The organism is Streptomyces cyslabdanicus, assembly GCF_052663305.1.
Genome location: NZ_JBQRUW010000011.1, coordinates 1 through 25031 on the forward strand (window position 1 = coordinate 1; position 25031 = coordinate 25031).

The following is a 25031-nucleotide window of genomic DNA, read 5'->3' on the forward strand; positions in this document are numbered from 1 at the left end:
AAAAGCAGCAAAAAAAAAAAAAAAAAAAAAGAACAAACATACCCCTCACCCCCCCCCCCCCCCCCCGCTGCCACAGGCATGCGCGGCGTGCGCTGCGAACCGGCCCGGCCCCCGGCGGGGACTACGCGCTCTTGCGGCTGTCCCGGGGATGGACGGCGATGTTCATCGCACCGGACCGCAGCACGGCGAGACGCTCCTCGAGGACCTCTTCGAGTTCCTCGCGGGTACGCCGCTCCATCAGCATGTCCCAGTGCGTACGCGCCGGCTTCGCCTTCTTCTCCTCCGGCCCGTCGCCGTCCACCAGGAGTGCCTGGGCCCCGCAGACCTTGCACTCCCACTCCGGCGGGATCTCCGCCTCGACCGAGAAGGGCATCTCGAACCGATGCCCCTTCTCGCATGCGTACTCCACGGCCTGGCGCGGGGCCAGGTCGATACCGCGGTCCGTCTCGTAGCTGGTCACCACGAGGCGCGTGCCGCGAAGAGCTCGCTCACTCATGAATCGTGCCTCCCGGGCTTGTCGCCCACAGGACAGGTGTCGCTGTCGTCGTCATCCGGTCAACGTCCGGTCGGCGGTAAAGATTCCCGTTCCGATCTCCCGTTCCGGGTCATGCGTCGCCGTCGTAGCCGCAGCCTTGTCAACCAGTGCAGTACCCACCGACGCCCGGTTTGTCACATCTGTTAGGAGATGTCACCCAGCGTTTCGGCATCTTTGACACGCAGTAACGGTACGCCTGGCAGGCCAAACGCGTACACTACCGCCCTTTCGCCTTGAGCGCTAAATCCGGTCGGGAACCGGATTGCCCGCGTCGCCGATCGCACGGCGCACCGGAACCCGGGCGAGCAGCACGAACCCGATCGCGAAGAACGCCACCAGCGAGATGATCGCGTCCCGGTAGCTGCCGGTCAGCTGGTAGGTGATCCCGAACAGCAGCGGGCCGAGCCAGCTCATGCCCCGGTCGCTCATCTCGTAAGCCGAGAAGTACTCGGCCTCCTTGCCGGGCGGGACCAGGTGCGAGAACAGCGACCGGGACAGCGCCTGGCTCCCGCCGAGGACCATGCCGATCCCGGCGGCCAGCACGAAGAACCACATCGGCGCCCCGGCCGGCAGGAAGTACCCGGCCGCCAGGATGACCGTCCACGCGGCCAGCGACCCGAGGATCGTGCGCTTGGCCCCGTACCTGCGGGCCAGCCGCCCCATGCCGAGGGCACCCGCCACCGCCAGCACCTGCACCATCAGTACCGCCGTGATGAGCGTCGACTGGCTCAGGCCCAGCTCCCGGGAGCCGTACACCGAGGCCTGTGAGATCACCGTCTGGATGCCGTCGTTGTAGACGAGGTAGGCGAGCAGGAAGGACAGGGTGAGCGGGGTGGCCCGCATGTCCCGGACGGTGGCGGCGAGTTGGCGCCAGCCGTGGACCCGCGCCGCGGCGGGGGCGGTGCGGCGGTCGCGCAGCCGCTTCAGCGGGACGAGCGTGAACAGACCCCACCACAGGCCGGCCGAGGCCAGGCAGATGCGCACGGCCGTCGACTCGGAGACGCCGAAGGAGTCGTGGGCGGTGAACAGGACGAGGTTCGCCACCAGCACCAGTGAGCCGGCCGCGTAGCCGAAGGCCCAGCCGCGCGAGGAGACCGCGTCGCGCTCCTCGGGCGGGGCGATCTGCGGCAGGTAGGAGTTGTAGACGACCATCGAGACGGCCACCGAGGCGTTGGCGACGACCAGCAGCAGACCACCCAGCAGATAGCGGTGGCCGTCCAGGAAGAACAGGCCCGTCGTGGCCCCGGCGCCGACATAGGCGGCGGCCGCGAGCAGCGGCTTCTTGCGACCGGTGCGGTCGGCCGCCGCGCCGGCGACCGGCATCAGCACGATCGCCACGATGACGGACGCGGAGACGCAGTACGCGAAGAACGACCCGGCCCGCACCGGCAGGCCCAGCGGGTGCACGAACCCGTCCGCGTCCGCCGCCGACTCGGCGACGGCCGTGAGATAGGGGCCGAGGAACACGGTGAGCACGCTCGTGGAGTACACGGAGCACGCCCAGTCGTAGAAGTACCAGCCGCGCTGCTCGCGGCGCCGGTCGGCGGCCTCGTCGCCGGCCTGCCCTGCCCGCACGGTGTCACTGCCCACCCCGTGCCCTCGCTTCCCCGCTGTTTCCCCTGCTGCCGACGGCCCCTGAAGGGGAACGGGGGTGCACCGGGCCTCAGGCCCAGACACCCCGGTCCTCCATGACCGTGCGCAACGTGTCGATGTGATCGGTCATGATGCCATCGACGCCGAGGTCCAGGAGCCGGTGCATCAGCGCGGGTTCGTTGATCGTCCACACGTGCACCCGCACCCCGCGCGCGTGGGCGGTGCGGACGAACCGCCGGTCGACCACCGGGATGCCGTACTGGGAGACGGGCACCTGCGCGGCCACCGCGGACCGGCGCGGCACCGCCGGCAGACCCCAGGAGCGCAGCCGCAGGGCCAGCACCCCGCGGGTGCCGTACGAGGTCGCGAGGCGCGGCCCGGCCAGCCGCAGCGCCCGGATCACGCGTGCCTCGGAGAACGAGCCGACGCAGACGCGGTCCCAGGCGTTCGTCCGCTCGATCAGGTCCAGCAGAGGTCGCAGGGCGGGCTCCGCCTTGACGTCGACGTTCCAGCGGACCTCGGGGAAGGTCTCCAGCAGTTCCGCGAAGAGCGGCACCGGCTCCCGGCCCGCCACACGCGCCTGGCGCACCTCGTCCCAGGGCAGGTCCGCGATCCGGCCCGCGCCATCGGTCACCCGGTCCAGGGTCGCGTCGTGGAAGGCGACGAGGCGGCCGTCCGCCGTGGCGTGGACGTCGGTCTCCATGTAGCGGTAGCCAAGACCGGCCGCCTGCCGGAACTGAGCCACCGTGTTCTCCAGCCCGTCGGCCGCCCCGCCGCGGTGCGCGAACGGGATGGGCCCCGGATGGTCGAGGTACGGGTGGTGCGCGGGCGTGGTCACGGACGCAGTATCGCCCGTTCGGGTGTCCCGGCGGCAACGAGTCCGTCTCCGGCCGGCGCCGGCACGGCGAACACCCGCAGGAAGAGCTGGGCCAGTGGCCCGATGGACACCGCGTAGAGCACCGTGCCGACGCCGACCGTGCCGCCGAGGGCGAAGCCGGTGACGACGACCGCCACCTCCACGGCCGTCCGCGTCAGGCGGATCGAGCGGCCGGTGCGCTGGTGCAGCCCCGTCATCAGTCCGTCGCGGGGGCCGGGTCCGAAGCGGGCGGCGATGTAGAGGCCGGTGGCCACTCCGTTGAGCACGATGCCCGCCAGGAGCAGGGGAACGCGGACGGCCAGGGTGTGGACGTCGGGCAGCAGGGCGAGGGAGCCGTCCAGGGCGAGGCCGACGACGAAGACGTTGGAGACGGTGCCCAGGCCGGGCCGCTGGCGCAGCGGGAGCCACAGGAGCAGCACCACCGCGCCGACGACGATCGACACCATGCCGATGGTCAGGCCCGTCAGTTCGGACAGCCCTTGGTGGAGCACGTTCCACGGTTCCAGGCCGAGGCCCGCCCGGACGAGGAGTGCGGAGCTCGCGCCGTACAGCGCGAGGCCGATGTAGAGCTGGATCAGTCGTCGCCCCAGTCGGGCCGGTATGGACAAAGCGTCCCCCCTGGTGGTGGAAGTGGCCTGGTGGATGACACTCTGTGGCAGGGGGAGAACATCCATCCATGGCCAATTCGAGGAAGGTGGACTGGTCGTCATGGCGCAGTGGACCTCGGCGGTGGGAGCCGCGCAGCTCGCTCGGCTGCTCAAGTCCCAGCAGGACCGCCCGGCGGGCCCGAACTCACGCCGCCCGCCCGCCTACCGCGCGCTCGCCGACGGCATCCGGCTGCTGGTGCTCGAAGGGCGCGTACCGGTCGCCGCCCGGCTGCCCGCCGAGCGCGAACTCGCCCTGTCCCTGTCCGTCAGCCGCACCACGGTCGCCGCCGCCTACGAGGCCCTGCGCACCGAGGGCTTCCTGGAGTCCCGGCGGGGCGCGGGCAGCTGGACCGCGGTGCCGGCCGGGAACCCGCTGCCGGCGCGGGGGCTCGAGCCCCTGCCTCCGGAGGCGCTGGGGTCGGTGATCGACCTGGGCACCGCGGCCCTGCCGGCCCCGGAGCCGTGGCTCACCCGCGCCGTGCGGGGCGCGCTGGAGGAACTGCCGCCGTACGCCCACACCCACGGCGACTATCCGGCCGGGCTGCCCGCGCTGCGGTCGATGATCGCCGAGCGGTACACGGCCCGCGGGATCCCCACCATGCCCGAGCAGATCATGGTGACGACCGGCGCCATGGGCGCCATCGACGCCATCTGCCACCTCTTCGGGGGCCGCGGCGAGCGCATCGCCGTCGAGTCGCCGTCCTACGCGAACATCCTCCAGCTGATGCGGGAGGCGGGCGCCCGGCTCGTGCCCGTCGCCATGGCCGAGGGACTCACCGGGTGGGACCTGGACCGCTGGCGCCAGGTGCTGCGCGAGGCCGCGCCCCGGATCGCCTACGTCGTCGCCGACTTCCACAACCCGACCGGCGCGCTCGCCGACGAGGAGCAGCGGCGCAGGCTGGTGGAGGCGGCCCGCTCGGCGGGAACCGTGCTCGTCGTCGACGAGACGATGAGCGAGCTGTACCTGGAGCCGGGGCTGAAGATGCCGCGGCGGGTCTGCGCCTTCGACCCGGCCGGATCCACGGTGATCACCGTCGGCTCGGCCAGCAAGGCCTTCTGGGCCGGGATGCGGATCGGCTGGGTGCGGGCCGCCCCCGACGTGATCCGCAGCCTGGTCGCCGCACGGGCCTACGCCGACCTGGGCACCCCCGTGCTGGAGCAGCTGGCCGTGAACTGGCTGTTCAGCACCGGAGGGTGGGAGGAGGCCGTGGAGGTCCGGCGGGTCCAGGCCCGCGACAACCGGGACGCCCTGGTTGCGGCGGTCCGGCGCGAGCTGCCCGGCTGGGAGTTCGAGGTTCCCGGCGGCGGCCTCACGCTGTGGGTGCGCACCGGCGGCCTGTCGGGCTCCCGTATCGCCGAGGCCGGCGAGCGGGTGGGCGTCCGTGTCCCCTCCGGCCCGCGCTTCGGTGTCGACGGGGCCTTCGAGGGCTATGTCCGGCTCCCGTTCACGGTCGCGGGGGCGGTGGCGGAGGAGGCGGCGACGCGGCTGGCTGCGGCGGTCCGGCTGGTGGAGACCGCGGCCTCCGGGGGGAGCGAGTCCCCTCGCACCTTCGTCGCCTGAGCCCCGCCCGGAGCGCGGTCCACCGTCGCGGGGCGGCGCGTCGCGCCTCCCGTCGCGGCCTCGCGGCCCGCGCGGGCTCGCACGTGGGCGCTCACGAGGGCTCCACGACCGCTTCCGTCACGGCCTCCGTGGGCTCCGGCACCCGCTCGCCGTCGGCCGGCGTGGTCTTCGGCGGCAGAAGATCGAGCACGGCCTGCCGATGCGCGTCGCTCGTCGCCTCGTCGTAGGGGTCGGGCGTGGCCGGCACCTGGAGCCGGTGGACCGGCTTCGTCCCCAGCCGGGCGTACCCGCGTCCGGCCGGGACGACGGGCAGCGGTGTGGTGTGCGGCGGCGCCCCCAGCACCGCCTTGAGCTGCTCCGCCGTCGCCGGCCCCAGGACGACGCGCGCGCGTGTGTGCTGCCGCACCGCGTCGCTCAGCGCCTCCGCGGTGTCGAACTGCTCGGCCACGACGACCGCCACGCCGACCGCGCGTCCGTGCCGCAGCGGCACCTGGAGCAGCGCCTGCGGGTCCTTGCGGCCGTCCGCGGCGGCCAGGTGCGTGAACGCGGTCGGCCGGTCGAGCAGCAGCCACAGCGGCCGCTTGGTGTCCTCCGGCGGTGGGTGGCCCGCCTGCCGCGCGTGGTTGACGGCGATCAGCCGGCGCTCGGTCTCGGTGGCCGCCCACTCCAGGCTCGCGAGCACCCCGGCCAGCCCGCACTCGACCGCGAGCACGCCGTCCCGGCCGGTCAGGCAGGCGAACTCGCCGGTGCCGCCGCCGTCGACGATCAGCACGTCACCGTGCTGGAGAGCCTGGAGCGCGATGGAGCGCAGCAGCGTCGAGGTGCCGCTGCCGGCCTGGCCCAGGGCCAGCAGGTGCGGCTCGGTGGAGCGCAGGCCCGTGCGCCAGACGACCGGCGGCACGTCGCGCTGCTCGGCGCCGTGGCCGAGGGGGAGCGTGCGCTGGACCTCGGAGGGGTCGGTGAAGCCGAGCACGGTCTCGCCCGGCGCCGTGACGAAGCGCTGCGCGGCGATGTCCGTGGGCAGCGGGGCGAGCGCGGTGACGGTGAGCTGGTTGCTCTCCTCGTCCCAGGAGAAGAGGTACTCGCGGCCGCGGCCGGCCTTGGCGGTGAGCAGGTGCTCGATCCGCGCGCGGGACTCGGTCTCGCCGTCGGTGAAGTACGCGGGGTACCGGATCACCAGGTGGCGTACGCGCCCCGAGTCGTCGAACTCGTGGGTGGGGAACGCCTTCTCCCACGCGCCGCCGTGCGTGTACAGCGGTGCCGGGTCCTCGGTCGCCGAGAAGTAGGGGACCAGGGCCTCGTAGAGGGAGGCCAGCCGTCGGACGCGCGACTCCTCGGGGCCCTTGGGCCGCGGCGGGGTGCGGTCGCGGCCGTGCCAGGCGGCCGCCGCCATCAGCACGACGGCGGCGAGCAGCGGGCCGTACGGCACCAGCGTCACGACCAGGAACAGCGAGGCCACGAGGAACAGCAGCGGGCCGCGCCGGTCCTTCGGCGTGTCCGACCACTTGCGCCGTCCGGCCGAGGCCAGCCTGCGCAGACCACGCGTGATGGTGATCAGCGGGTGGAGGACGTCGGTGGCGCTGTCCGCCGCCGTGCGCGCCAGCTCCCGGCTCCGGGTGAGCTGCGCGCTGCCTGTGCTCAGAATGCGGGGGAGGGGGCGCCGGGCCACTGCTGCCTCCTGGAAGTGCGTACGGTGCGTACGGGAGGGAGGGACGTCGTCAGAACCTCATGCCGCCCAGAAGGCTCGCCAGACCCTCGCCGCCGGCCTTGATGCTCGGGGCGATGGCCGTGCTCGAGAGGTAGAAGCCGAACAGCGCCGACACGCACGCGTGCGACGGCTTCAGCCCGTCCTTGCGGAAGAAGATGACAACGACGAAGCCGAACAGGATTACGCCTGAGACGGAGAGGATCATGGGAGGTCTCCTGGTGTCGAGTGGGACAGTCACCCTGAGTTCTTCCAGCATCACAGCATGTATCCATATGACAAAAGGTGCAACTGGGTGAATTTCATTTGATTTCCATCGGGTGGCGGAGTCCCCTTGGGTGCCTGAGCTGAACTGTGGCGTCCGACCGCGTCCCCGGTGATCTTTGACCTCGGGCGCATCCGGTCATGTGGCCCGCGAGCCAGTACGCTGGCGATTCACCCGTACGGCCGACCAGCGCGGACCGCCGTACGCTTGCTCCCCGCAGTACCGAACGTTCGCAGTGAGAGGCGGTCCCGCCGATGAGTGAAGCCCCCGACCCCGAGGTCGTGGAGCTGGCGACCAAGATCTTCGATCTGGCCCGGCAGGGGCGGACCGAGGTCCTCGTGGCGTACGTCGACGCGGGCGTCCCGGCCGACCTCACCAACGACCGCGGTGACTCCCTGGTGATGCTCGCCGCCTACCACGGCCACGCGGCGGCGGTCCGCGCGCTGCTGGCCCGGGGCGCCGACGCCGACCGCGTCAACGACCGGGGCCAGACCCCCCTCGCCGGAGCGGTCTTCAAGGGCGAGCAGGAAGTGATCGAGGCACTCCTGGAGGGCGGCGCGGACCCGTCCCTCGGCACCCCCTCGGCCGTCGACACGGCCCGGATGTTCGGCAGGACGGAGCTGCTGGAGAGGTTCGGCGAGAGCTGATCCACGGGGCCGGAGCAGTGGCTTCGGCCCTTCTGACCAGGAACGACACAAACAACGGGGGAGGCGGTACAGGGCCGCCGGATATTTCGGTCGCGGCAGCGCGGACGCCGGGTCATCATGACGTCGTGATTCACGGACGCGATGGCTGGGCAGGTGTTGCCGCACCGCGCGGGCCGTGAGCCGGCCCGCATGGGCCACCGACGAGAGGCAGAGGAACATGGTCTACAGCAAGCAGCGGACGGCGGGCGCCCCGACGTGTTGTCGCACGGCCAGGTAGTGCGAGATCCCCGGTTGCGTCGACGCTTGATGTGAGGCTGTTTCCCATGTTCGATCCGGTCATAGCGCCCAGCGGTACGCTGCTCGGCCTGCTCCAGCGGGGCCGCGGCGACGGCACGCTGCACGCGCTCACCGCCCCCCGCGCCGAGGCGCTGGCGGCACTGGACCACTGCGTGCTGCACGACCCCCGCCACGACTGGCAGCTGGAGAACCGCTCCCTCTACTACGCCCGGCTCTTCCTCGACCTCGACGGCGAACTGGACCGGATCGAGGCGCACCTCTTCGACCCCGAGGACGCCCTCGACACCGACGAGTCCCGCACCGGACTCGCTCTCGCCGTGCTCGGGCACCTCGCCTCCTACGGCAGGAGGGACGCGCTCGCGCTGCTGCGCAGGTACGCCGCCACGGGCGCCAACTGGGCCTGGGCCCTGGACGAACTGGCGCTCAGGGACGACGACGCGGGGCTGCGCGCCCTCGCAGGGCCGGTCCTCGCGCGCTTCGCCACCGACGCCGAGGGCGAGGCCGAGCTGGCCGCCGCAGTGCGCGACGCCTTCGAGCCCCGGCCGTGGCGGCTGTGGGCCGACGACCCGCGCGAGTCGGTCGCCACGCGCGTGCGTGCCGCGCACGAGGCCGGCTGCTTCGACCTCTGGCAGCGGCAACTGCGTCCCACCGGACCCCGGCCCGGCTGGAGCGTGCAGGCGGTGTTCGAGTGGGCCGAGCAAGGCGCTGAACGCGGCACGGCCCGCCATGTCCCGGCCGCCCGCTGCCTCACCGCCGTCGCGGGCCCCGAGGACCGGCCCGAGATCCTCCGCGTCGCCCGCGCGGGCACCGACGCGGCCCGCTGTACCGCCCTGCGCTACCTTGCCGACGGCGACGACCCCGACGCCCTGGACCTGGTCGAGTCGGCGGTGTCCGACGGCTCGGCCACCGTGGTGGAGGCCGCCGTCCACGCGTTCGAACGCATGCGCGGTGCCGCCGCCGTCGAGCGGGCGCGCGGCTGGGCCCGGCGCCCCGACCCGCTGGGCGCCGCCGCCGGACGCGTGCTCGCCTGCCGCGGCGCGGTCCGGGACCGCGACCTCGTCCTCGCCGCCCTGCGGGAGGCGGTCCGGGGCGAAGGCCCCGACGCCCCCACCCTGTGGACCCTGGTCGACGGTGCCGGCCGGCTCGGCATCACCTGCGCCGCGCCCGTCCTGCGCCACGTCTACCGCGAGACGGCCTCCTCCCATCTGCGTGGCCGCGCCGCCCGCGCCCTCGCCGCCACCGACCCCTCCTTCCCCACCGGATTCGCCGTCGAATGCCTGTGGGACTGCGAGGAGACCACCCGCGAGATCGCCGCCCGGCACGCCGAGACCGGCGACACGCGCGTCGTCGAGCGACTACGCAGGCTCGCCGCCGACCCGGCCGAGGAGGACGAGGTCCAGACCGCCGTACGCAGCCGGATCGGACCGGACGCGCCCACCGCGTGAACGCCGGACCCGGACGTGCCCACCGCGTGAACGCCGGGCCGGACGTCGCCCACCGCGTGAACGCCGGGCCGGACGTCGCCCACCGCGTGAACGCCGGGCCGGACGTCGCCCACCGCGTGAACGCCGGGCCGGACGTCGCCCACCGCGTGAACGCCGGGCCGGACATCGCCCACCGCGTGAACGCCGGGCCGGACATCGCCCACCACGTGAACAGCCGGTGACCCGGGGGACAGGAGCGTGTGGCCGGGGGTCGTCCGGTCCGGCCGCACAGCCCAACGCTCATGGGACGTTCCTCGTACGGAAAGATCCACGTTGACGCGGGCACGTCCAGCACGGCGACAACACGGGTATGCGTGTCGTCATCGTGACCGAATCCTTTCCCCCCGATGTGAACGGCGTGGCCCACTGCGCGCTCCAGACCGCCCGGCACCTCGTCGATCGCGGTCACGCCCCCCTCGTCGTGGCCCCCGCCACCGCCGCCTCGACCGGGCCCGGCGCCCCCGCGCCGTGCCCCGTCGTCCGTGTCCCCTCCCTACCGCTCCCGGGCTATCCCCAGGTCCGCGTCGCCCTGCCCAGCCGGCGCGTCGCGACGGCGCTCGCCGAGCACCGCGCCGACCTCGTCCACCTGGCCGGCCCCTTCGTCCTCGGCGTCCGCGGCATGGCGGCCGCCACCCGGCTCGGCATCCCCGCCGTCGCCGTCTACCAGACCGACCTCGCCGGCTACGCCCGCACCTACATGGGCGCCGGCGAGGCCGCCGCCTGGCGGCGCATCCGCTCCGTACACGCCGCCGCCGACCTCACCCTCGCCCCCTCCAGCGCCGCTCTGCACGACCTGGAGGCACACGGCGTGCCCCGGGTCAGGCTCTGGGGCCGCGGAGTGGACACCGTACGTTTCCGCCCCGAGCACCGCGACGAGGCACTGCGCCGCGAACTCGCCCCGAACGGCGAGCTGATCGTCGGCTATGTCGGCCGGCTCGCCCCCGAGAAGCAGGTCGAACTGCTCGCCGGCGTCTGCGGTCTGGACGGCGTGCGGGTCGTGGTGGTGGGCGACGGGCCCAGCCGCCCCCAGCTGACCGAGTCCCTGCCCGGCGCGGTCTTCCTGGGCCGCCGCACCGGCGACGAACTCGCCCGGATCTTCGCCTCGTTGGACGTCTTCGTGCACACCGGACCCTTCGAGACGTTCTGCCAGACCGTGCAGGAGGCCATGGCCTCCGGGGTGCCCGTCGTCGCGCCCGCCGCGGGCGGCCCGCTCGACCTGGTGGCCCACGGCCGCACCGGGCTGCTCGTCCCGCCGCGCGACGCGGCCGCCGTGCGCGACGCCGTCGGGGCACTGGCCGCCGACCCGTCACGGCGGGCGGCGTTCGCGGCGGCCGGCCGCTCCGCGGTCGAGGGGCGCACCTGGGCGGCGGTCGGCGACCAGCTCCTCGATCACTACGAGGACGTGCTCGCCGCGCGCCGGACGGCGGTGGCCGCATGACCGCCACGCCGCTCACCCTCGTACGGCTCGCGAACTTCGTCGCCCCCGCCTCCGGCGGACTGCGCACCGCGCTGCGCGAACTCGGCAAGGGATACCAGGCCGCCGGCCACACGCCGGTGCTGATCATCCCCGGCGAGCGCCACACCGACCAGGAGACCGAGCAGGGCCGCGTGATCACCCTGCCCGGGCCGCTGCTGCCGGGCACCGGCGGCTACCGCGTCCTCACCGACAAACGGCGGGTGGCCGCCCTCCTGGAGGAGCTGGCACCGGACCGCCTGGAGGTCTCCGACCGCACGACGCTGCGGTGGACCGGCAAGTGGGCCAGGCGGGCCCGGATTCCGGCCGTGATGGTGTCCCACGAGACCGCCGACGGTGTGCTGCGCACCTGGGGCGTGCCGCAGGCCCTGTCCCTGCGTGCCGCCGACGCCCTCAACGTCCGTACCGCGCACACCTACGCGCGCGTGGTGTGCACCACCGAGTTCGCCGAGCGCGAGTTCGTGCGGGTCGGCGCGCACAACGTCGTGCGCGCGCCCCTGGGGGTCGACCTGGTGGAGCGGCACCCCGCGCTGCGCGAGGCGGGACTGCGCGCCGGGTACGCACCCGACGGCGAGGCGCTGCTGGTGATGTGCTCCCGGCTGTCCGTGGAGAAGCGGCCCGGCAACGCACTGGACGCGCTGGATGCCCTGTTGCGGCGCGGGCGGCGGGCGGTGCTGGTGGTGGCCGGGGACGGTCCGCTGCGGGCGCGACTGGAGCAGCGGGCCCGCGAGCGCGCGCTGCCGGCCACGTTCCTCGGGCACGTCCGCGACCGCGGCCGGCTCGCCGGGCTCCAGGCCTCCGCCGACGTGTGCCTGGCACCCGGGCCGGCGGAGACCTTCGGGCTCGCCGCGCTGGAGGCGATGGCCTGCGGCACCCCCGTGGTGGCCAGCGCCTCCTCCGCGCTGCCGGAGGTGATCGGCTCCGCCGGTGACAGCGCGGCGGACCACGGCGAGGCGTTCGCCGACGCCGTGGAGGGCCTGCTGGCACGCCCCGAACGGGAGCGGCGCGAGGCCGCACGCGCGCGTGCGGAGTGCTTCGGGTGGTCCGCCTCCGTGGAGGCGTTCCTCGCCGCGCACGACGCCCCGGCACCCGTGCGACGCCCGCTGCCGGAGGGTGCGGCATGAAACCCCTGCGCTTCGTCGCCCTCGGTGACTCGCTGACCGAGGGTGTCGGCGATCCCGCGGGTGACGGATGGCGGGGCTGGGCCGCACTGCTCGCCGGCGGCCTCGCCGAGCAGCCCTCGGCCGTGGAGTTCACCAACCTCGCCGTCAGTGGGGCGCAGACCCGCGACGTGCTGGAGCGGCAGACCCCGACCGGCCTGGAGCTGCGCCCGGATGTCGTGGCGGTCGTCGTCGGCGTCAACGACACCCTGCGCCGCACCTTCGACATCCACGCCGTGGCGGCCCGGCTCGACCGGGTCTACGCGGCCTTCACCATCCGGGGAGCGGTCCTGCTGACGGCCTGTCTGCCCGACCCCGGCGCGATGCTCGGCCTGCCCGGTGCGCTGGCCCGCCCGCTGGCCCGGCGGCAGCGGGCGGTCAACGCGGTGGTGCACGCGCTGTCGGAGCGGTACGGGGCCCTGCACCTGCACGCCGATGCGGGCCAGTGGCTGACCGACCGCGCGATGTGGAGCGCGGACCGGCTGCACCCGGGGGAGCGCGGGCACCGCCAACTCGCCGTCCGCTTCCACGCGTTGCTCGCGCAGGCGGGCGTGGCGGGCGGGCCCGCGCCCTCACCCGAGCCGGAGTTCCCCGCCCCCACCAGGTCGGCGAGCCTGTGGTGGCTGGCCACGGCGGGCACCGGCTGGGTGGCCCGCCGCTGCACCGACCTGCTGCCGCAACTGCTCACCCTGGCCGCCGACGAACTCCGCCACCACGCCCGCGGCACGAGCGCCCGCCTCGACCTGCGCTCGTCGGCGTCGGTGTCGGCGGCCCTGGCAGCCCTGTCGTCACCGGAACGACCGGAGCCGGAAGTGGCCTGATCCGGAAGCGGCCTGACCTGGAAGGCGCCTGATCCGGCAGCGGCCTGATCCGGCAATGGGTCTGATCTGGCAGCGGGCCTGGTCCGGAAAGGGCCCCGGCCGGAAGTCCCTCAGGTGGGAAGCGGCCCCGGCCGGAAGTCCCTCGGATCGGAAGCGGCTCCGGCCGGAAGTCCCTCGGTCCGGAACCGGCCCCGGCCGGAAGCGGGCGGAGCCCGGAGCGGTGCCAGGCCGAAGTGGCCCCGGCGTGCCGAGGCGAGCATGCGAGCCGGGCCGGGGGCCGCGTGCCACCGCTCCTGCCACGTCCCCGCAGGGACGGCGCGGCGCCTTCGACCGCCGTCAACCGTGGTCCCGCCGGCCACGCCGCGCACGACCGGCGGCGCTGACGGGCCGTTCCGCACCCGCGACCAGCGGATCCTCCGCACCCTGCCCGCGGGTGGGCGGGGCGCCCCATCGCGCCGACGGTGTCCGTGCCGTTTGGGTCGTTGTGAGGCCGAGGACCTAATCTGTGCACCGTGACTTCGCCTGCATCGACGGACAGCGTTCCGCCCCAGCTCAGCGCGGGGCCGCGCCCCGCCCAGGGGCCGGCCGCCGACGAGGGGCTGGCGCGGCGGCTGCGCGCGCTCGCCTGCACCGCGCCGCTGCACGACCTGGACGCGCGCAAGGCCAACCTCGCCGGCGAGTACTCGGTGTACGGCATGTCGGAGGTCGCGCTCGCCGCCATCGACCTCGTCACCCTCAACATGGACTTCGACACCGGCGCCGACCACGACCAGGTCGTGGCCCGGCTCGTCCCGCGCGTCGCCGCGCAGGCCCCGCGGCGCCCGGCCGGCGAGCACGAGCGCGTGGCCCGCTGGGTCCTGGAGAACCTGATCAACGTCGGCAGCGTCGACCGCGGCTTCCGCGCGGTGTACGGCACCTTCGCGCCGGACGGCACGTACGTGCGCCGCGACTACGACTTCAAGCTGATCGAGGAGGTCCCCGGCCCCGGCGGCAGCGTCTACCTGCGCACGACGGACGAGGCGGTCAACGTCCTCGTCGGTGCCCTGGACACCGACGTCACCAGCGCCCAGATCGCCGCCGAGGTCAAGCTGGAGGTGCTCATCAGCCGCGGCCGTCTCGCGGACGCCCAGCTCGCCGCCGAACAGGCCCGCTACCGGACCGTGCAGTACTCGGAGACCCTGCGCAGGGCCCTGGACGCGACCCGGCGCAACGTCCGGGCGGTGGACTGGCTCAGCGCCGTCCCCGACATGATCGCCGAGGCCCTGGACCACGTCGCCGACCGCTACCGCCACGAGAACGCGATCCTGACCAACATCCGCAAGGCGCGCGACGAGTCGGAGGACCCCGAGCACAAGCGGCGCGCCGCCGAGCTGGTCGACATCGTCAAGGACTGCATCCGCAGGCACACCCAGCTGCAGTCCCGGCTGCTCGAGGCCGGCCCCCTGTTCCGCGCCGAGCAGGACCGGCAGGCCTTCGCCACCCCCCTGACCACCTCCGGGACCGACCTCTACGGCCATCTGCTCGCGCCCACCCTCCCGCTGCCGGTGGAGCAGGCGATCCGGGTCACGGACGCCTTCTTCGCGCGCGGGACCGGGCTGCGCACCTCGGTGTCGGTCCGCGTCGCCGACCTCGTGGACATCCTGCTGACACCGCCCGTCGAGCGGGAGCACCTGGGCGCCGAGATGCCCGAGCCCGACCTGATCGCCACCCCGGACGACAGCCGGTTCAGCGAGGAGCAGCTCGCGGCCGCCATGGGGCTGCTGGACCTGCCGGCCGACGCGCCGCGACGGCTGTCGGGCCTGCTCGCCGAGGCCCGCGACAAGGACCCCGACCTGCCGTACCTGGTCGCCCTGCTGGCCGTCCACGCGGCCAGCCCCCCGGTCGGCACCGCCTACCGGCAGGGCGAGGAGAAGCTGGTGTTCGCGGTGGACGACGGGACCGAACTGGACGATCCGGAGTTCGGCGGCGCCGACCTCGTCGTCGGCACGGCACTGCTGGACGCGGCGGGCATGGCGGCCGACCGGACGGAGGCGGCGTGAGCCCCGCCGGCCGCCGTACGCACGAGTGACACCCCAGCAGCGACACCCCAGCAAGGAGCACCAACCGTGACCGAGCACGTCGACCGGAGTGAGCCGGAAGCCGCAGGTACGCCCACGGCGGTCGCCGTCACACCCGCCGACGCCGCCGACGCGGCCCGGCTCGTCGCCTTCGGGCTCCAGCCCAAGCTCCAGCCCGCCCGCGACCAGGAGTACGCCGAACTGCTGCGCCGCCACCGCGAGGACCCGGCGTTCGCGCGGCTCGCGGACGCCGTGGCCGCCGGACTCGGCCTTGTCGTCCTCGAGGTGTCCCCGCGCGCCGGGATGGCGGTCACCGCCGCCGAGGACTCGGTGTTCGCCGTCCGCATGAGCGACTACGCGCGCCGTACCGCCGCCGACTCCGGCGACCGCTTCCTGCACGGACTGGCCCACCTCGCGGTGGCCGCCCTGGCGTTCCCGCGCCCCGAGGACCTCGCCGACGACGCCTACATCGGGCGGGTCACCGTCAACGGCGTCGACGCGTTCGTCCGCCAGGCCTGCCGCCGCCTGGAGGAACGCGCCGAGCAGCAGGGCGAGACCACCGACCCGGCCACCGACGCGCCCGGCCTCGAGGCCGCCTGGCGGATCTGGTCCAGACGCAGCGCGACCGGGGCCACCAAGGACGCGCGCCGGCCGGCCGCCTCGACCACGGGCATCGTGGCCAAGGCGCTCGCGTTCCTGACCGACTCCGGGTTCCTCCAGCGCACCGGGGACGAGAGCGGCGGCACGTACCGCACGACGGCCCGCTACCAGCTCCAGGTGCGCGACATGGCGGGCAGCGCGGCCATGGCCGAACTCCTCGAACTGGGCGTCGTCCCGGTGACCGGCGGCACACCGAGCCTGCTGCCCGCCGACGACACCGACGACCTGGACCTGGTGGCCGACGCGGGGCTGCCGTTCCACTCCTGAGGCCCAAGGCCCCGACGCCTCCCGCCACCCCCGTCCGCACGAAGCACGCCCCCCAACTGCAAGAAGACTGACGAGAGTCCGCCATGTACGAGCTGTCCCGGGTCCGCCTCTACTCCATCGGGCCCGCCGGTGCGCGCTACGCCGACACCGTGCTTGACCTGCGGGGTGTGGGCGAGCCGGTGCCCGACCCCGCGCCCATCCAGGCGGAGTTCTTCGAGGAGGAGCCGGTCGGCCCGCCGCGCCGGCCCGCCCCCGCCGGTGTGCTGTTCCTGGAGAACGGCGGCGGCAAGTCCGTGCTGCTCAAGCTGATCTTCTCGGTGATGCTGCCCGGCCACCGCAACACCCTCGGCGGCGCCAGCTCCGGTGTGCTGCGCAAGTTCCTGCTCGCCGACGACTGCGGACACGTGGCGCTGGAGTGGCAGCACGTGCAGACCGGCGAGTGCGTGGTCGTCGGCAAGGTCAGCGAGTGGCGCGGACGCCAAGTATCCAACGACCCGCGGAAGTTCGCCGAGGCCTGGTACTCCTTCCGGCCCGGACCCGGACTCACCCTGGACAACCTCCCGGTCGCCGAGGCCACGTCCGTACGGCCGTCCGCCGAAGGCCACTCGGGTGCGCGGGGCCGCCGCCGCACCATGAAGGGCTTCCGGGACGCCATCACCGAGGCGGGGAAGACCTACCCGCATCTGGAGGTCCACTTCGAGGAGATCCACGAGCGCTGGACCGAGCACCTGGGCGACCTCGGCCTCGACCCCGAACTCTTCCGCTACCAGCGGGAGATGAACGCCGACGAGGGCGAGGCGGCCGGCTTGTTCGCGGTGAAGAAGGACTCCGACTTCACCGACCTGCTGCTGCGCGCGGTCACCGACACCCGTGACACCGACGGGCTCGCCGATCTGGTCAGCGGGTTCGGCAACAAGCTGGGCCGGCGTGCCGAACTGATCGCCGAACGGGACTTCACCGCCGGCTCCGTCGACCTGCTCGGCCGGATCGTCGAGGCCGCCGAGGCCCGCACACACGCGCGTGACATCCATGCCGCCGCCGAGCGGCGCACCCGGACGCTGGCGCGCCGGCTGTCCGCCCGGGCGGTACGGGAGCGGGTCCGGGCCGCCGACCTCGCCCAATGCGTCACGGGCGCCGCCCACGCCGTCACGCACGCCGAGGGCGCCCGCGAGCGCAGCGCGCTGATCGCCGCCGAGCTCGCCTACCGGCACGCGTCACTGGCCCTCGCCGCCGCCGAGAAGTCCGCGTCCGCGCAGAAGCGGGAGCTCGCCGACGCGCGCACCCTGTACGCGGCATGGCAGGCCGCCGAGTCCGTGCTGCGCCACCGCGCCGCCGCCGACCGCGTGGCCCGGGTCTCCGCCGCGATCCAGGAGGCCGAGCGGGACGCGGCCCCGGCGCTGGCCGCGCGCGCCAAGGCCGCCACCGATCTCGTGCGGGCCCTGCACGCGGCCGCCGAGAGCGCCGAGACCCTCGCCAACGAGGAGGAGGAGCGGTCCGCGCGGCTCCAGGAGGTCGGCGAGTCCGCCTACCGGGACCAGACCGCCGCCGCGACCGAGGCGCAGCGCGCCCGCAGCGAGGCCGGGCATCTGCGCCAGCGCCTCGCCGAGGTCGAGCAGGAGACCGCCGAGGCGGTCCGCGCGGGCTGGCTGGACGACAGCGCCCCCGACGCCGATCCGGCCCGTGCGGCCCTGGCCGCCAGCGACGCGGAGAAGACGGCGGTCGCCGCCTGGGAACAGGTCCGCGAGGCCGCCCGGAAAGCCACGGAACACGCACGCGAGGCCGCCTCGGCGGAATCCCGCGCGGAACTCACCGCGGCCCGCGCCGCCGACGCGGCGACGGCGGCCCAGCGCGCCCACGAGTCCGAGCGCCGCGTCGCCGAGGCGCTGGCGGCCGAGGGGCGGCTCGCGGAACTGCTGAGCCTGCCGGGCGCCACCGCGGCCGCGCGGGCCGGAGTGCCGGCGCCCCGGACCGGCTCGGACGACGCGGGCGGCACGGCGACGGGCGCCGAGGCGGCCCACCGCACCGCAGGCGGGGTCGGGGATCCGGCCGGGGCCGGGGGCGCGCTCACCCCCGAGGACCTGGACCGCTTCGCCGACGAGCTGCGCGAACTGCTCGACGACGCCGTCTCCTCCGCCGAGCGGCACCTGTTCGAACTGCGTACCGCCGCCGCCGACGACTCCCGCATCCTCGGCGCGCTCGGCGACGGCGGGCTGCTGCCGCCCGGCCCGGACGTCCTGGCCACCGTGGAGTTCCTCGGCGAGCGCGGCATCCCCGCGCTGCCCGGCTGGCGCTACCTCGCCCAGGCCGTCGACCCCGCCGACCACGCGCGCGTACTGGCCGCCCGGCCCGAGCTGGTCGACGGCGTGATCATCACCGACCCGGACACGCACGCGCGGGCCCGCGAGGCGCTCGCGGCGGCGGCCCTGCTGCCCCGGTCCACCGTGGCTGTCGGCACCGCGGCCGCCCTGCTCGCCCCCACCCCGGCCGACGGCGGTCCCCAGGGCGACGTCTTCCTCGTCCCGCCGAACCCGGCCATGCACGACGAGTACGCCGCCGACGAGGAACGGCAGGCGCTGCGCGCGCGGGCCACCGAACGGGACGAGGAGATCCGCCGGCTCGCCGCCCGGCTCGGCAAGGACCGGGAGCTGGCGGCGCGGCTCGCCTCCTGGCGCACCGGCTGCCCCGCCGGTCGGCTGCTGGAGCTGGCCCGGGCCGCCCGGGACACGCGCGTGTTCGCCGAGGAGGCCGAGGCCGAGCTGGCCGAGGCGCGGAGCCTGCGGGCGGAGGCGGACGAGGCCGCCGCCGAGGCCACCCAGGAACGCGACGAACGGCAGGAGGCCGCCCAGCGGGCGCGGCGCGCCGCCGACGCGCTCGCCGGGCTCGCCTTCCGGCTGCGCGAGCGGGCCGGCTGGCAGTCCCGACTGCGCGAACTCGCCGAGGAGGCCGCCGAGTCGGAGGCCCGCGCCCAGGTCTGCCTGGAACGCGCCCGCGCCGCCGACGAGGACCGGCGCGCCGCTCAGCGTGCCGCCGACGACACCCGCCGCACCGCACGGGCACTGCGCGCCGAGCGCTCCGAGATCGCCGGTGCCCCCGACGACGTCCCGGAGAGCGACGAGGACGCACCCAAGGTGTCCCTGCCCGCCCTGCGCGAGGCCTACCGCGCCGCCTCCCAGGTGTACGAGAAGGTCGGTGTGGGCGCGGACCTGCGGGCCGAGCAGGCCCGGGCGGAGAGCGACGAGAGCGCCGCCCGCGCCGAACTCGACCGGCTCAGCAACAAGGTCCGCACCCGCGCGGCGCAACTCCTGGAGTCCTTCGAGGGCTCCGACGGGCCGTCCCGGCAGGCCGCCGCCGCCCGCGCCGAGGAGCTGGTGCAGCTCCTGGAGACCCGGCTGTCCTTTGCGAGCGAACAGCTCGGCCGGCTGCGCGGCGAGGCCGAGCGGCACGCGCCCGAGGACGGCGAGGCACACACCGTTCTCCCCGAGGAACTCCTCCCGCGCGACGCCGAGCACGCACAGGCCCTGCTGCGCACCGCCACCGGCGAACTCGCCTCCCGGACCGAGGCACTGGCCCAGGCCCGTGAGGCGCACGCCGAACTGCTGGAGGCCCACCGCGCCGCCGAGGACGCGGCCGGCGGCTTCGACGAGATCGCCGGCATGCTGCGCGATCTGCTGCGCGAGCAGGCGAGCGACGAGGAGCAGGAGGAACCCGAGCCGTACCCGGGCAACCCGGAGGGCGCCCGGCAGGCGGCCGCGGAGGCCCGCAGGTCACTGCGCGGCTGTGCCGCCGACCTGTCCGCCGCGGAGGCCGCCGTCCGCGAGGCGAGCGACGTCCTCGTCCGGCACGCCAACTCCACCCGCTACGAGCAGGTGCGCACCCCCGCCCGGCAGCAGATCCGCGAACTGCCCGCCGCCGCCCTGCCCGAGCACGCCCAGAAGTGGGCGGAGGCCTTCGCGCCCCGGCTCCGGGTGCTCACCGACGAGCTGGCCCAACTGGAACGCAACCGGGACTCGATCGTGGACCGGCTGCGCGGACTGGTCGAGTCGGCGCTCGCCACACTCAGGTCGGCCCAGCGCCTGTCCCGCCTCCCGGAAGGGCTCGGCGAGTGGTCCGGGCAGGAGTTCCTGCGCATCCGCTTCGACGAGCCCGACCAGGCCACGCTCACCGAGCGGCTCGGCGAGGTCGTCGACGAGGCGACCCGCGCCGCCGTGAAGAAGAACTCCGACCTGCGGCGCGACGGCATGTCCCTGCTGCTGCGCGGAGTCGGCGCGGCGCTCCAGCCCAAGGGCGTCGCCGTGGAGATCCTCAAGCCGGACGCCGTGCTGCGCGCCGAGCGGGTCCCCGTCGGGCAGATGGGCGACGTGTTCTCCGGCGGCCAGCTGCTCACCGCGGCCATCGCCCTGTACTGCACGATGGCCGCCCTGAGGTCGAACGACCGCGGCCGCGACAAGCACCGCCACGCGGGCACGCTCTTCCTGGACAACCCGATCGGCCGCGCCAACGCCACCTACCTGCTGGAACTCCAGCGGGCCGTCTCGGACGCCCTCGGGGTGCAGCTCCTCTACACCACCGGCCTGTTCGACACGACGGCGCTCGCCGAGTTCCCCCTGGTCATCAGGCTGCGCAACGACGCCGACCTCCGGGCCGGGCTGAAGTACATCAGCGTGGAGGAGCACCTGAGGCCGGGGCTGCCGCAGCAGGCTGCCGCGGAGGAGGCGGTGCACAGCGAGATCACGGCGACCCGGATGTTCAAGCGCCCGGCGTGACGGCTCGCCCGGCCCGGCTCGACCGGGCCGGGCGGCCACTGCTCCTACGGATGCGACAGCCGCCCCGCGCCGCCCCGTCCGCCCATCCGCTTCCGCGCCCGCTCGGCGGCCCGCGCCTCCCGCCGGGCCTGGCGCCGCTCGCGCCGCAGGGCCCGCGCGGTGCTGCTCGGCACCGACACCACGCCGTTGCGCTGGTTCCACACCTGGCGGGTCACCCACACGTCGAGCGCCGCCCAGGTGGTTACCACCGTGCCGGCCACACTGCTCAGAAGCATCGGGAACGCCAGCCAGGACTCGGACACGCTGAACAGGAACGCCACCACGGCCTGTATCAGCGTCACCGAGGCGATCAGCACCGCCCGCACCGCGGCCGTTCGCACCGGATCGGGCATCCTGCGCCGCCGCGCGGGCTCCTCGACCCACAACGGCCTGTAGGACGGCCGCCCAGCCTCCCCGCCTGTGCGTGCCGAAGGCGCGTACGCCGTCGGTCGCTCCGCTGTCCCCATCACTGCGTCCCTCCCCACCACCGGCAGACCGCCCTGCCCGGTGTCCGAAGAACCGGCTTCCCAGTGGCTGCCCGGCTTGCGCTGTTTTACGCGGCCCGGACACGGAGTGCGCCTCCTGTGGCCGATTCCGCCCCCATCCCCTATGGACAAGGACGAACGAGACGTCACGAAGATTCCCGGCCGGCGAAAAGAATCGGTCAACCGACCAGGCCGGACGACCCGTTCCGGCACACCCGCCGACTCGGCCCCGTGGACCGGCATCTCCCGCAATGCCCCGACAACTCGCCCGCTTCCGGCACCCATACGGAAGTACGGGCTCCGGAAGACTCTTCGAGTTGACTGCGTGTCGGTAGTAGGCTCGCGCCGTTTGTTGACGCACATGTGTACCCCCGGGGCCCTTGGGGGACGAGCTGGGGGAGGCCATGCGCTTTCGCGGGAAGTCCATCCGCCGGAAGATCGTGGCGCTGCTTCTCGTGCCGCTGCTCTCGCTCACGGTGATCTGGGCCTTCGCCACGCTGATCACCGGGCGGCAGGTGGCCCAGCTGTTCAACGCGTCCTCCGTGGTGGAGGAGGTCGCCTACCCCGCCGAGGACACGGTCCGGGTCCTCCAGCAGGAACGCCGCCAGACCCTCGTCCACCTCGCCGACCCCCGCGCTTCCGACGGCCTCGCCGCACTGCGGCGCAGCAGGAGCGCCACGGACGAGGCCATCGCCAGGATCCGCAGGGCCGCGAAGAACCCCGACGTCCGTGAAGCGCTCGGCCCGGACGACGCGGGACGCCTGAGCGTCGCCCTGGACACCTTCGACGGCATCGGCTCGCTGCGCCGGAGCGTCGAGGACCGCACCGTCGGACGCGCCGAGGCACTCGACCTCTACAGCCGGCTCATCGACCCCTGCTACGCCCTGCTCACCAACCTCCACGTCGTCGACGACGTCGACCTGGCCAAGCAGTACCGCGCCCTGGTCGGTCTCGCCCAGGCCCGCGAACTCCTCGCCCGCGAGGACGCGTTGCTCGGCTCCTCGCTGATGGTCGGCCGTCTCACCCGCGACGAGACCCGCGCCGTCTCCGACCTCGTCGCCCAGCGCTCCCTGCTGTACGACGTGGACCTGCCCCTGCTGCCCTCCTCCGAACGCGGCCGCTACGACCGCTTCTGGCAGAACGCCTCCTCCGCACCACTGCGGACGGCCGAACAGGCCGCCGTCTCCGGCACGTCCGGCATGCCGCGGAAAGTGAGCGCGCAGAGCTGGGACACCGTGGCCGGAGACGTCCTCGACGAGCTGGGCACCCTCAACGACGAGGCGAACGACCGCTTCCAGGACCGTGTCCGCCCGGTCGCGATGGACGTCATCCTGGAGGCCGCCGTCGCGGGTGTCCTCGGCCTGATCGCCGTACTGGTCTCGCTCGTGCTGTCCGTGCGCATCGGCCGCGGCCTCATCCGCGATCTCAGACAACTGCGCCTGGAGGCCCACGAGGCCTCCGGTGTCCGGCTGCCCAGTGTGATGCGCCGCCTGTCCGCCGGTGAACAGGTCGACGTCGAGACCGAGGTCCCGCGCCTCGAGTACGACAGGAACGAGATCGGCGAGGTCGGCCAGGCCCTCAACACCTTGCAGCGGGCCGCCGTCGAGGCCGCCGTCAAACAGGCCGAACTCCGCGCCGGCGTCTCCGAGGTCTTCGTCAACCTCGCCCGTCGCAGCCAGGTCCTGCTGCACAAGCAGCTCACCCTCCTCGACACGATGGAACGACGCACCGAGGACACCGACGAACTCGCCGACCTGTTCCGGCTGGACCACCTGACCACCCGGATGCGCCGGCACGCCGAAGGCCTGGTGATCCTCTCCGGCGCCGCCCCGTCCCGGCAGTGGCGCAAACCCGTCCAGCTGATGGACATCGTGCGCGCCGCCGTCGCCGAGGTCGAGGACTACGAACGCATCGAGGTGCGGCGGCTGCCGCGCACCGCGGTCATCGGCCCCGCCGTCGCCGACCTCACCCATCTCGTGGCGGAACTCCTGGAGAACGCCACGGTGTTCTCGCCGCCGCACACCGCGGTCCAGGTCGTCGGCGAACGCGTCGTCAACGGCTTCACCCTGGAGATCCACGACCGGGGCCTCGGCATGGCCGCCGAGGCGCTGCTCGACGCCAACCTCCGGCTCGCCGAGACACCGGAGTTCGAACTCTCCGACACCGACCGGCTCGGACTGTTCGTGGTCAGCCGGCTCGCTCGCCGGCAGAACGTCCGGGTCTCGCTGCAGCCGTCCCCGTACGGCGGCACCACCGCGGTCGTCCTCATCCCCGACACGCTGCTGACGGACGACGTCCCGGACACCAACGGCCTCGGCTTCCGCCTCGACCGGCCCACCGGGAAGGCCGACCGCGAGGGGGGCCGCGGGGCCGCTCTCGCCCAGGCACCCGTGCGGCTGCCCGGACTGCCCGCCTCGGTCCTGGACGGGCCGGTGGAGCTGGAGGCACCCGTCGACCTGGACGCCGTCGAGGACTTCCCGGACGTCCTCGACGAGGAGTCGGGCGAACACGGCCGGCTGTTCGGCCCCCTCCCCTCCCCGGCACGGCAGACGGCACTCGACGCGTTGCCCCGCAGCCTCGCAGAGCACCGGCAGAGCACGGGCCGGCGCGGCGCGGCGCAGGAGACCGGCGAGGAGGAGACGGGGCGCGCGGTCCCGCTGCCCCGGCGCCGGACACCCAAGCTGGTCAGCTCCCACGGACGCCCGGTCACCGAGCACAGGTCCCGGCCCGAGGCGGACCACGCGGAGGACCCGGCGGACCCGACGGGCCCCGGCGACTCGGAGCGCCACCAGGCGGCCCCGCTGCCGACCCGGCGTCGCGGCGAGTCGCCGCTCGGACCGCCCGAGGCCGACAGCAGCGGGCAACGCGGCGGAACCGACGAGTCCCCGGCGAGCGGCAGCGGGTCGCGGCCGGCTGCGGCCCCGCCGCGGCGCGCCGGCCGGCCCGGCCCCGCCGGCGGAGGGCGCGAACCGGATGAGGCACCCGGCGGTCCGGGAACCGACGCGGGGCCGCTGCCCCGGCGCGTACGGCAGGCCAGCCTCGCCCCGCAGCTCAAGCAGAGACCCGGCCGGCCCGCCGGGGACCGCCCCGACCCCGTCGAACGGGACGCCGACGAGGTACGCAGCCGTATGGCCTCGCTCCAGCGCGGCTGGCAGCGCGGCCGCGAGGAGAACGCCGCGGACGACCAGGCCGCGGACGGCGGCACCGCACACAGCACAGCACAAGGAACGACAAAGGGGGACGGTCGATGACCGCACCGAAGGCGACCGGCCGCACAACGACCGACAAGCGCGCAACGACCGACAAGGCGGAGCTGAACTGGCTCCTCGACGAACTCGTGGACCGGATCGCCGGCATCCGCAAGGCCATCATCCTGTCCGGGGACGGACTGGCCACCGGCGTGTCCAAGGACCTGACCCGGGAGGACAGCGAGCACCTGGCCGCCGTCGCCTCAGGCTTCCACAGCCTCGCCAAGGGCGTGGGCCGGCACTTCGACGCGGGCGGCGTCCGGCAGACGGTCGTCGAACTCGACGACGCCTTCCTGTTCGTGACCGCGGCCGGCGACGGCAGCTGCCTCGCCGTCCTGGCGGACGCCGACTCCGACGTCGGCCAGGTGGCCTACGAGATGACCCTGCTGGTCAAGCGGGTCGGCGCGCATCTGGGTACCGCCCCGCGCACCGATGTGCCCTGAGGC

At 74.3% G+C, this 25031-nt stretch carries 19 protein-coding genes; 12 read left to right on the plus strand and 7 right to left on the minus strand.

The annotated features are described in order from the left end of the window. Positions 1-121 precede the first annotated feature (121 nt). The 4 genes from ACTYVM_RS08290 to yczE form a co-directional block, all read right to left on the minus strand. Positions 122-496 (minus strand): RNA polymerase-binding protein RbpA, encoded by a 375-nt coding sequence (locus ACTYVM_RS08290; RefSeq protein WP_003977404.1) that lies wholly within the window; start codon positions 494-496, stop codon positions 122-124. A 279-nt stretch (positions 497-775) separates the two neighbouring features. Next, entirely contained in the window at positions 776-2125 is a 1350-nt protein-coding gene (locus tag ACTYVM_RS08295; RefSeq protein WP_445525268.1) for an MFS transporter, read from the minus strand. Positions 2126-2198: 73 nt separating this feature from the next. Next, positions 2199-2966, minus strand: a complete 768-nt coding sequence (locus ACTYVM_RS08300) for a glycerophosphodiester phosphodiesterase family protein (RefSeq protein ID WP_445525269.1) — start codon at positions 2964-2966, stop codon at positions 2199-2201. Continuing rightward, positions 2963-3613: a membrane protein YczE gene (gene yczE / locus ACTYVM_RS08305; RefSeq protein WP_445525270.1), complete on the minus strand. Its 651-nt coding sequence runs from the start codon at positions 3611-3613 to the stop codon at positions 2963-2965. Before yczE ends, ACTYVM_RS08300 begins: the two co-directional genes overlap by 4 nt. A gap of 100 nt (positions 3614-3713) precedes the next feature. On the opposite strand from yczE, the gene ACTYVM_RS08310 reads away from it, so the two are divergent. Then, complete coding sequence (locus ACTYVM_RS08310; RefSeq protein WP_445525271.1) at positions 3714-5213, plus strand: SCO1417 family PLP biosynthesis transcription factor; 1500 nt, start codon at positions 3714-3716, stop codon at positions 5211-5213. Between the two features lie 91 nt (positions 5214-5304). On the opposite strand, the gene ACTYVM_RS08315 is transcribed toward ACTYVM_RS08310, so the two are convergent. Further along, on the minus strand, positions 5305-6882 hold the full coding sequence (locus ACTYVM_RS08315; RefSeq protein WP_445525272.1) for a P-loop NTPase family protein: 1578 nt from the start codon (positions 6880-6882) through the stop codon (positions 5305-5307). Positions 6883-6931: 49 nt separating this feature from the next. After that, on the minus strand, positions 6932-7126 hold the full coding sequence (locus ACTYVM_RS08320; RefSeq protein ID WP_400031427.1) for a hypothetical protein: 195 nt from the start codon (positions 7124-7126) through the stop codon (positions 6932-6934). Positions 7127-7437: 311 nt separating this feature from the next. Here ACTYVM_RS08320 and ACTYVM_RS08325 point away from each other — a divergent pair, with 311 nt between their 5' ends. From ACTYVM_RS08325 to ACTYVM_RS08365, 9 genes are all read left to right on the plus strand, one after another. Continuing rightward, positions 7438-7830, plus strand: coding sequence for an ankyrin repeat domain-containing protein (locus ACTYVM_RS08325; RefSeq protein WP_445525273.1), 393 nt, complete (start codon positions 7438-7440; stop codon positions 7828-7830). A gap of 323 nt (positions 7831-8153) precedes the next feature. Continuing rightward, positions 8154-9572 carry a HEAT repeat domain-containing protein gene (locus ACTYVM_RS08330; protein ID WP_445525274.1) on the plus strand — a complete coding sequence of 473 codons (1419 nt, stop codon included), beginning with the start codon at positions 8154-8156 and terminating at the stop codon, positions 9570-9572. Beyond that, complete coding sequence (locus ACTYVM_RS08335) at positions 9569-9793, plus strand: hypothetical protein (protein ID WP_445525275.1); 225 nt, start codon at positions 9569-9571, stop codon at positions 9791-9793. Before ACTYVM_RS08330 ends, ACTYVM_RS08335 begins: the two co-directional genes overlap by 4 nt. Before the next feature lie 128 nt (positions 9794-9921). Further along, positions 9922-11049, plus strand: coding sequence for a glycosyltransferase family 4 protein (locus tag ACTYVM_RS08340; RefSeq protein ID WP_445525276.1), 1128 nt, complete (start codon positions 9922-9924; stop codon positions 11047-11049). Continuing rightward, positions 11046-12209, plus strand: coding sequence for a glycosyltransferase (locus ACTYVM_RS08345; protein WP_445525277.1), 1164 nt, complete (start codon positions 11046-11048; stop codon positions 12207-12209). The genes ACTYVM_RS08340 and ACTYVM_RS08345 overlap by 4 nt, the downstream gene beginning before the upstream one ends. Beyond that, positions 12206-13066 carry an SGNH/GDSL hydrolase family protein gene (locus ACTYVM_RS08350; protein ID WP_445525278.1) on the plus strand — a complete coding sequence of 287 codons (861 nt, stop codon included), beginning with the start codon at positions 12206-12208 and terminating at the stop codon, positions 13064-13066. The genes ACTYVM_RS08345 and ACTYVM_RS08350 overlap by 4 nt, the downstream gene beginning before the upstream one ends. 512 nt (positions 13067-13578) lie before the next feature. Beyond that, positions 13579-15105, plus strand: coding sequence for a hypothetical protein (locus ACTYVM_RS08355; protein ID WP_445525279.1), 1527 nt, complete (start codon positions 13579-13581; stop codon positions 15103-15105). Positions 15106-15171: 66 nt separating this feature from the next. Then, the gene (locus ACTYVM_RS08360) at positions 15172-16050 is read left to right on the plus strand and encodes a hypothetical protein (protein ID WP_445525280.1); all 879 of its coding nucleotides are present in this window, start codon (positions 15172-15174) and stop codon (positions 16048-16050) included. An 83-nt stretch (positions 16051-16133) separates the two neighbouring features. Beyond that, a complete protein-coding gene (locus ACTYVM_RS08365; protein WP_445525281.1) occupies positions 16134-20813 on the plus strand; it encodes a hypothetical protein in 4680 nt (1559 codons plus the stop codon). 44 nt (positions 20814-20857) lie between these two features. Here ACTYVM_RS08365 and ACTYVM_RS08370 read toward each other — a convergent pair whose 3' ends face one another. Continuing rightward, complete coding sequence (locus tag ACTYVM_RS08370) at positions 20858-21319, minus strand: hypothetical protein (protein WP_445525282.1); 462 nt, start codon at positions 21317-21319, stop codon at positions 20858-20860. A 422-nt stretch (positions 21320-21741) separates the two neighbouring features. Between ACTYVM_RS08370 and ACTYVM_RS08375 the strand changes: the two genes are divergently transcribed. Continuing rightward, positions 21742-24588, plus strand: a complete 2847-nt coding sequence (locus tag ACTYVM_RS08375) for a sensor histidine kinase (RefSeq protein ID WP_445525283.1) — start codon at positions 21742-21744, stop codon at positions 24586-24588. Beyond that, on the plus strand, positions 24585-25028 hold the full coding sequence (locus ACTYVM_RS08380; protein ID WP_400031405.1) for a roadblock/LC7 domain-containing protein: 444 nt from the start codon (positions 24585-24587) through the stop codon (positions 25026-25028). Before ACTYVM_RS08375 ends, ACTYVM_RS08380 begins: the two co-directional genes overlap by 4 nt. Positions 25029-25031 lie beyond the last annotated feature (3 nt).

Bases quoted from the DNA above. Each gene is read 5' to 3' on its own strand.
- ACTYVM_RS08290 (WP_003977404.1), bottom strand. From the start codon at position 496: ATGAGTGAGCGAGCTCTTCGCGGCACGCGCCTCGTGGTGACCAGCTAC.
- ACTYVM_RS08310 (WP_445525271.1), top strand. From the start codon at position 3,714: ATGGCGCAGTGGACCTCGGCGGTGGGAGCCGCGCAGCTCGCTCGGCTG.
- ACTYVM_RS08320 (WP_400031427.1), bottom strand. From the start codon at position 7,126: ATGATCCTCTCCGTCTCAGGCGTAATCCTGTTCGGCTTCGTCGTTGTC.
- ACTYVM_RS08325 (WP_445525273.1), top strand. From the start codon at position 7,438: ATGAGTGAAGCCCCCGACCCCGAGGTCGTGGAGCTGGCGACCAAGATC.
- ACTYVM_RS08330 (WP_445525274.1), top strand. From the start codon at position 8,154: ATGTTCGATCCGGTCATAGCGCCCAGCGGTACGCTGCTCGGCCTGCTC.
- ACTYVM_RS08340 (WP_445525276.1), top strand. From the start codon at position 9,922: ATGCGTGTCGTCATCGTGACCGAATCCTTTCCCCCCGATGTGAACGGC.
- ACTYVM_RS08345 (WP_445525277.1), top strand. From the start codon at position 11,046: ATGACCGCCACGCCGCTCACCCTCGTACGGCTCGCGAACTTCGTCGCC.
- ACTYVM_RS08350 (WP_445525278.1), top strand. From the start codon at position 12,206: ATGAAACCCCTGCGCTTCGTCGCCCTCGGTGACTCGCTGACCGAGGGT.
- ACTYVM_RS08365 (WP_445525281.1), top strand. From the start codon at position 16,134: ATGTACGAGCTGTCCCGGGTCCGCCTCTACTCCATCGGGCCCGCCGGT.
- ACTYVM_RS08370 (WP_445525282.1), bottom strand. From the start codon at position 21,319: ATGGGGACAGCGGAGCGACCGACGGCGTACGCGCCTTCGGCACGCACA.
- ACTYVM_RS08375 (WP_445525283.1), top strand. From the start codon at position 21,742: ATGCGCTTTCGCGGGAAGTCCATCCGCCGGAAGATCGTGGCGCTGCTT.
- ACTYVM_RS08380 (WP_400031405.1), top strand. From the start codon at position 24,585: ATGACCGCACCGAAGGCGACCGGCCGCACAACGACCGACAAGCGCGCA.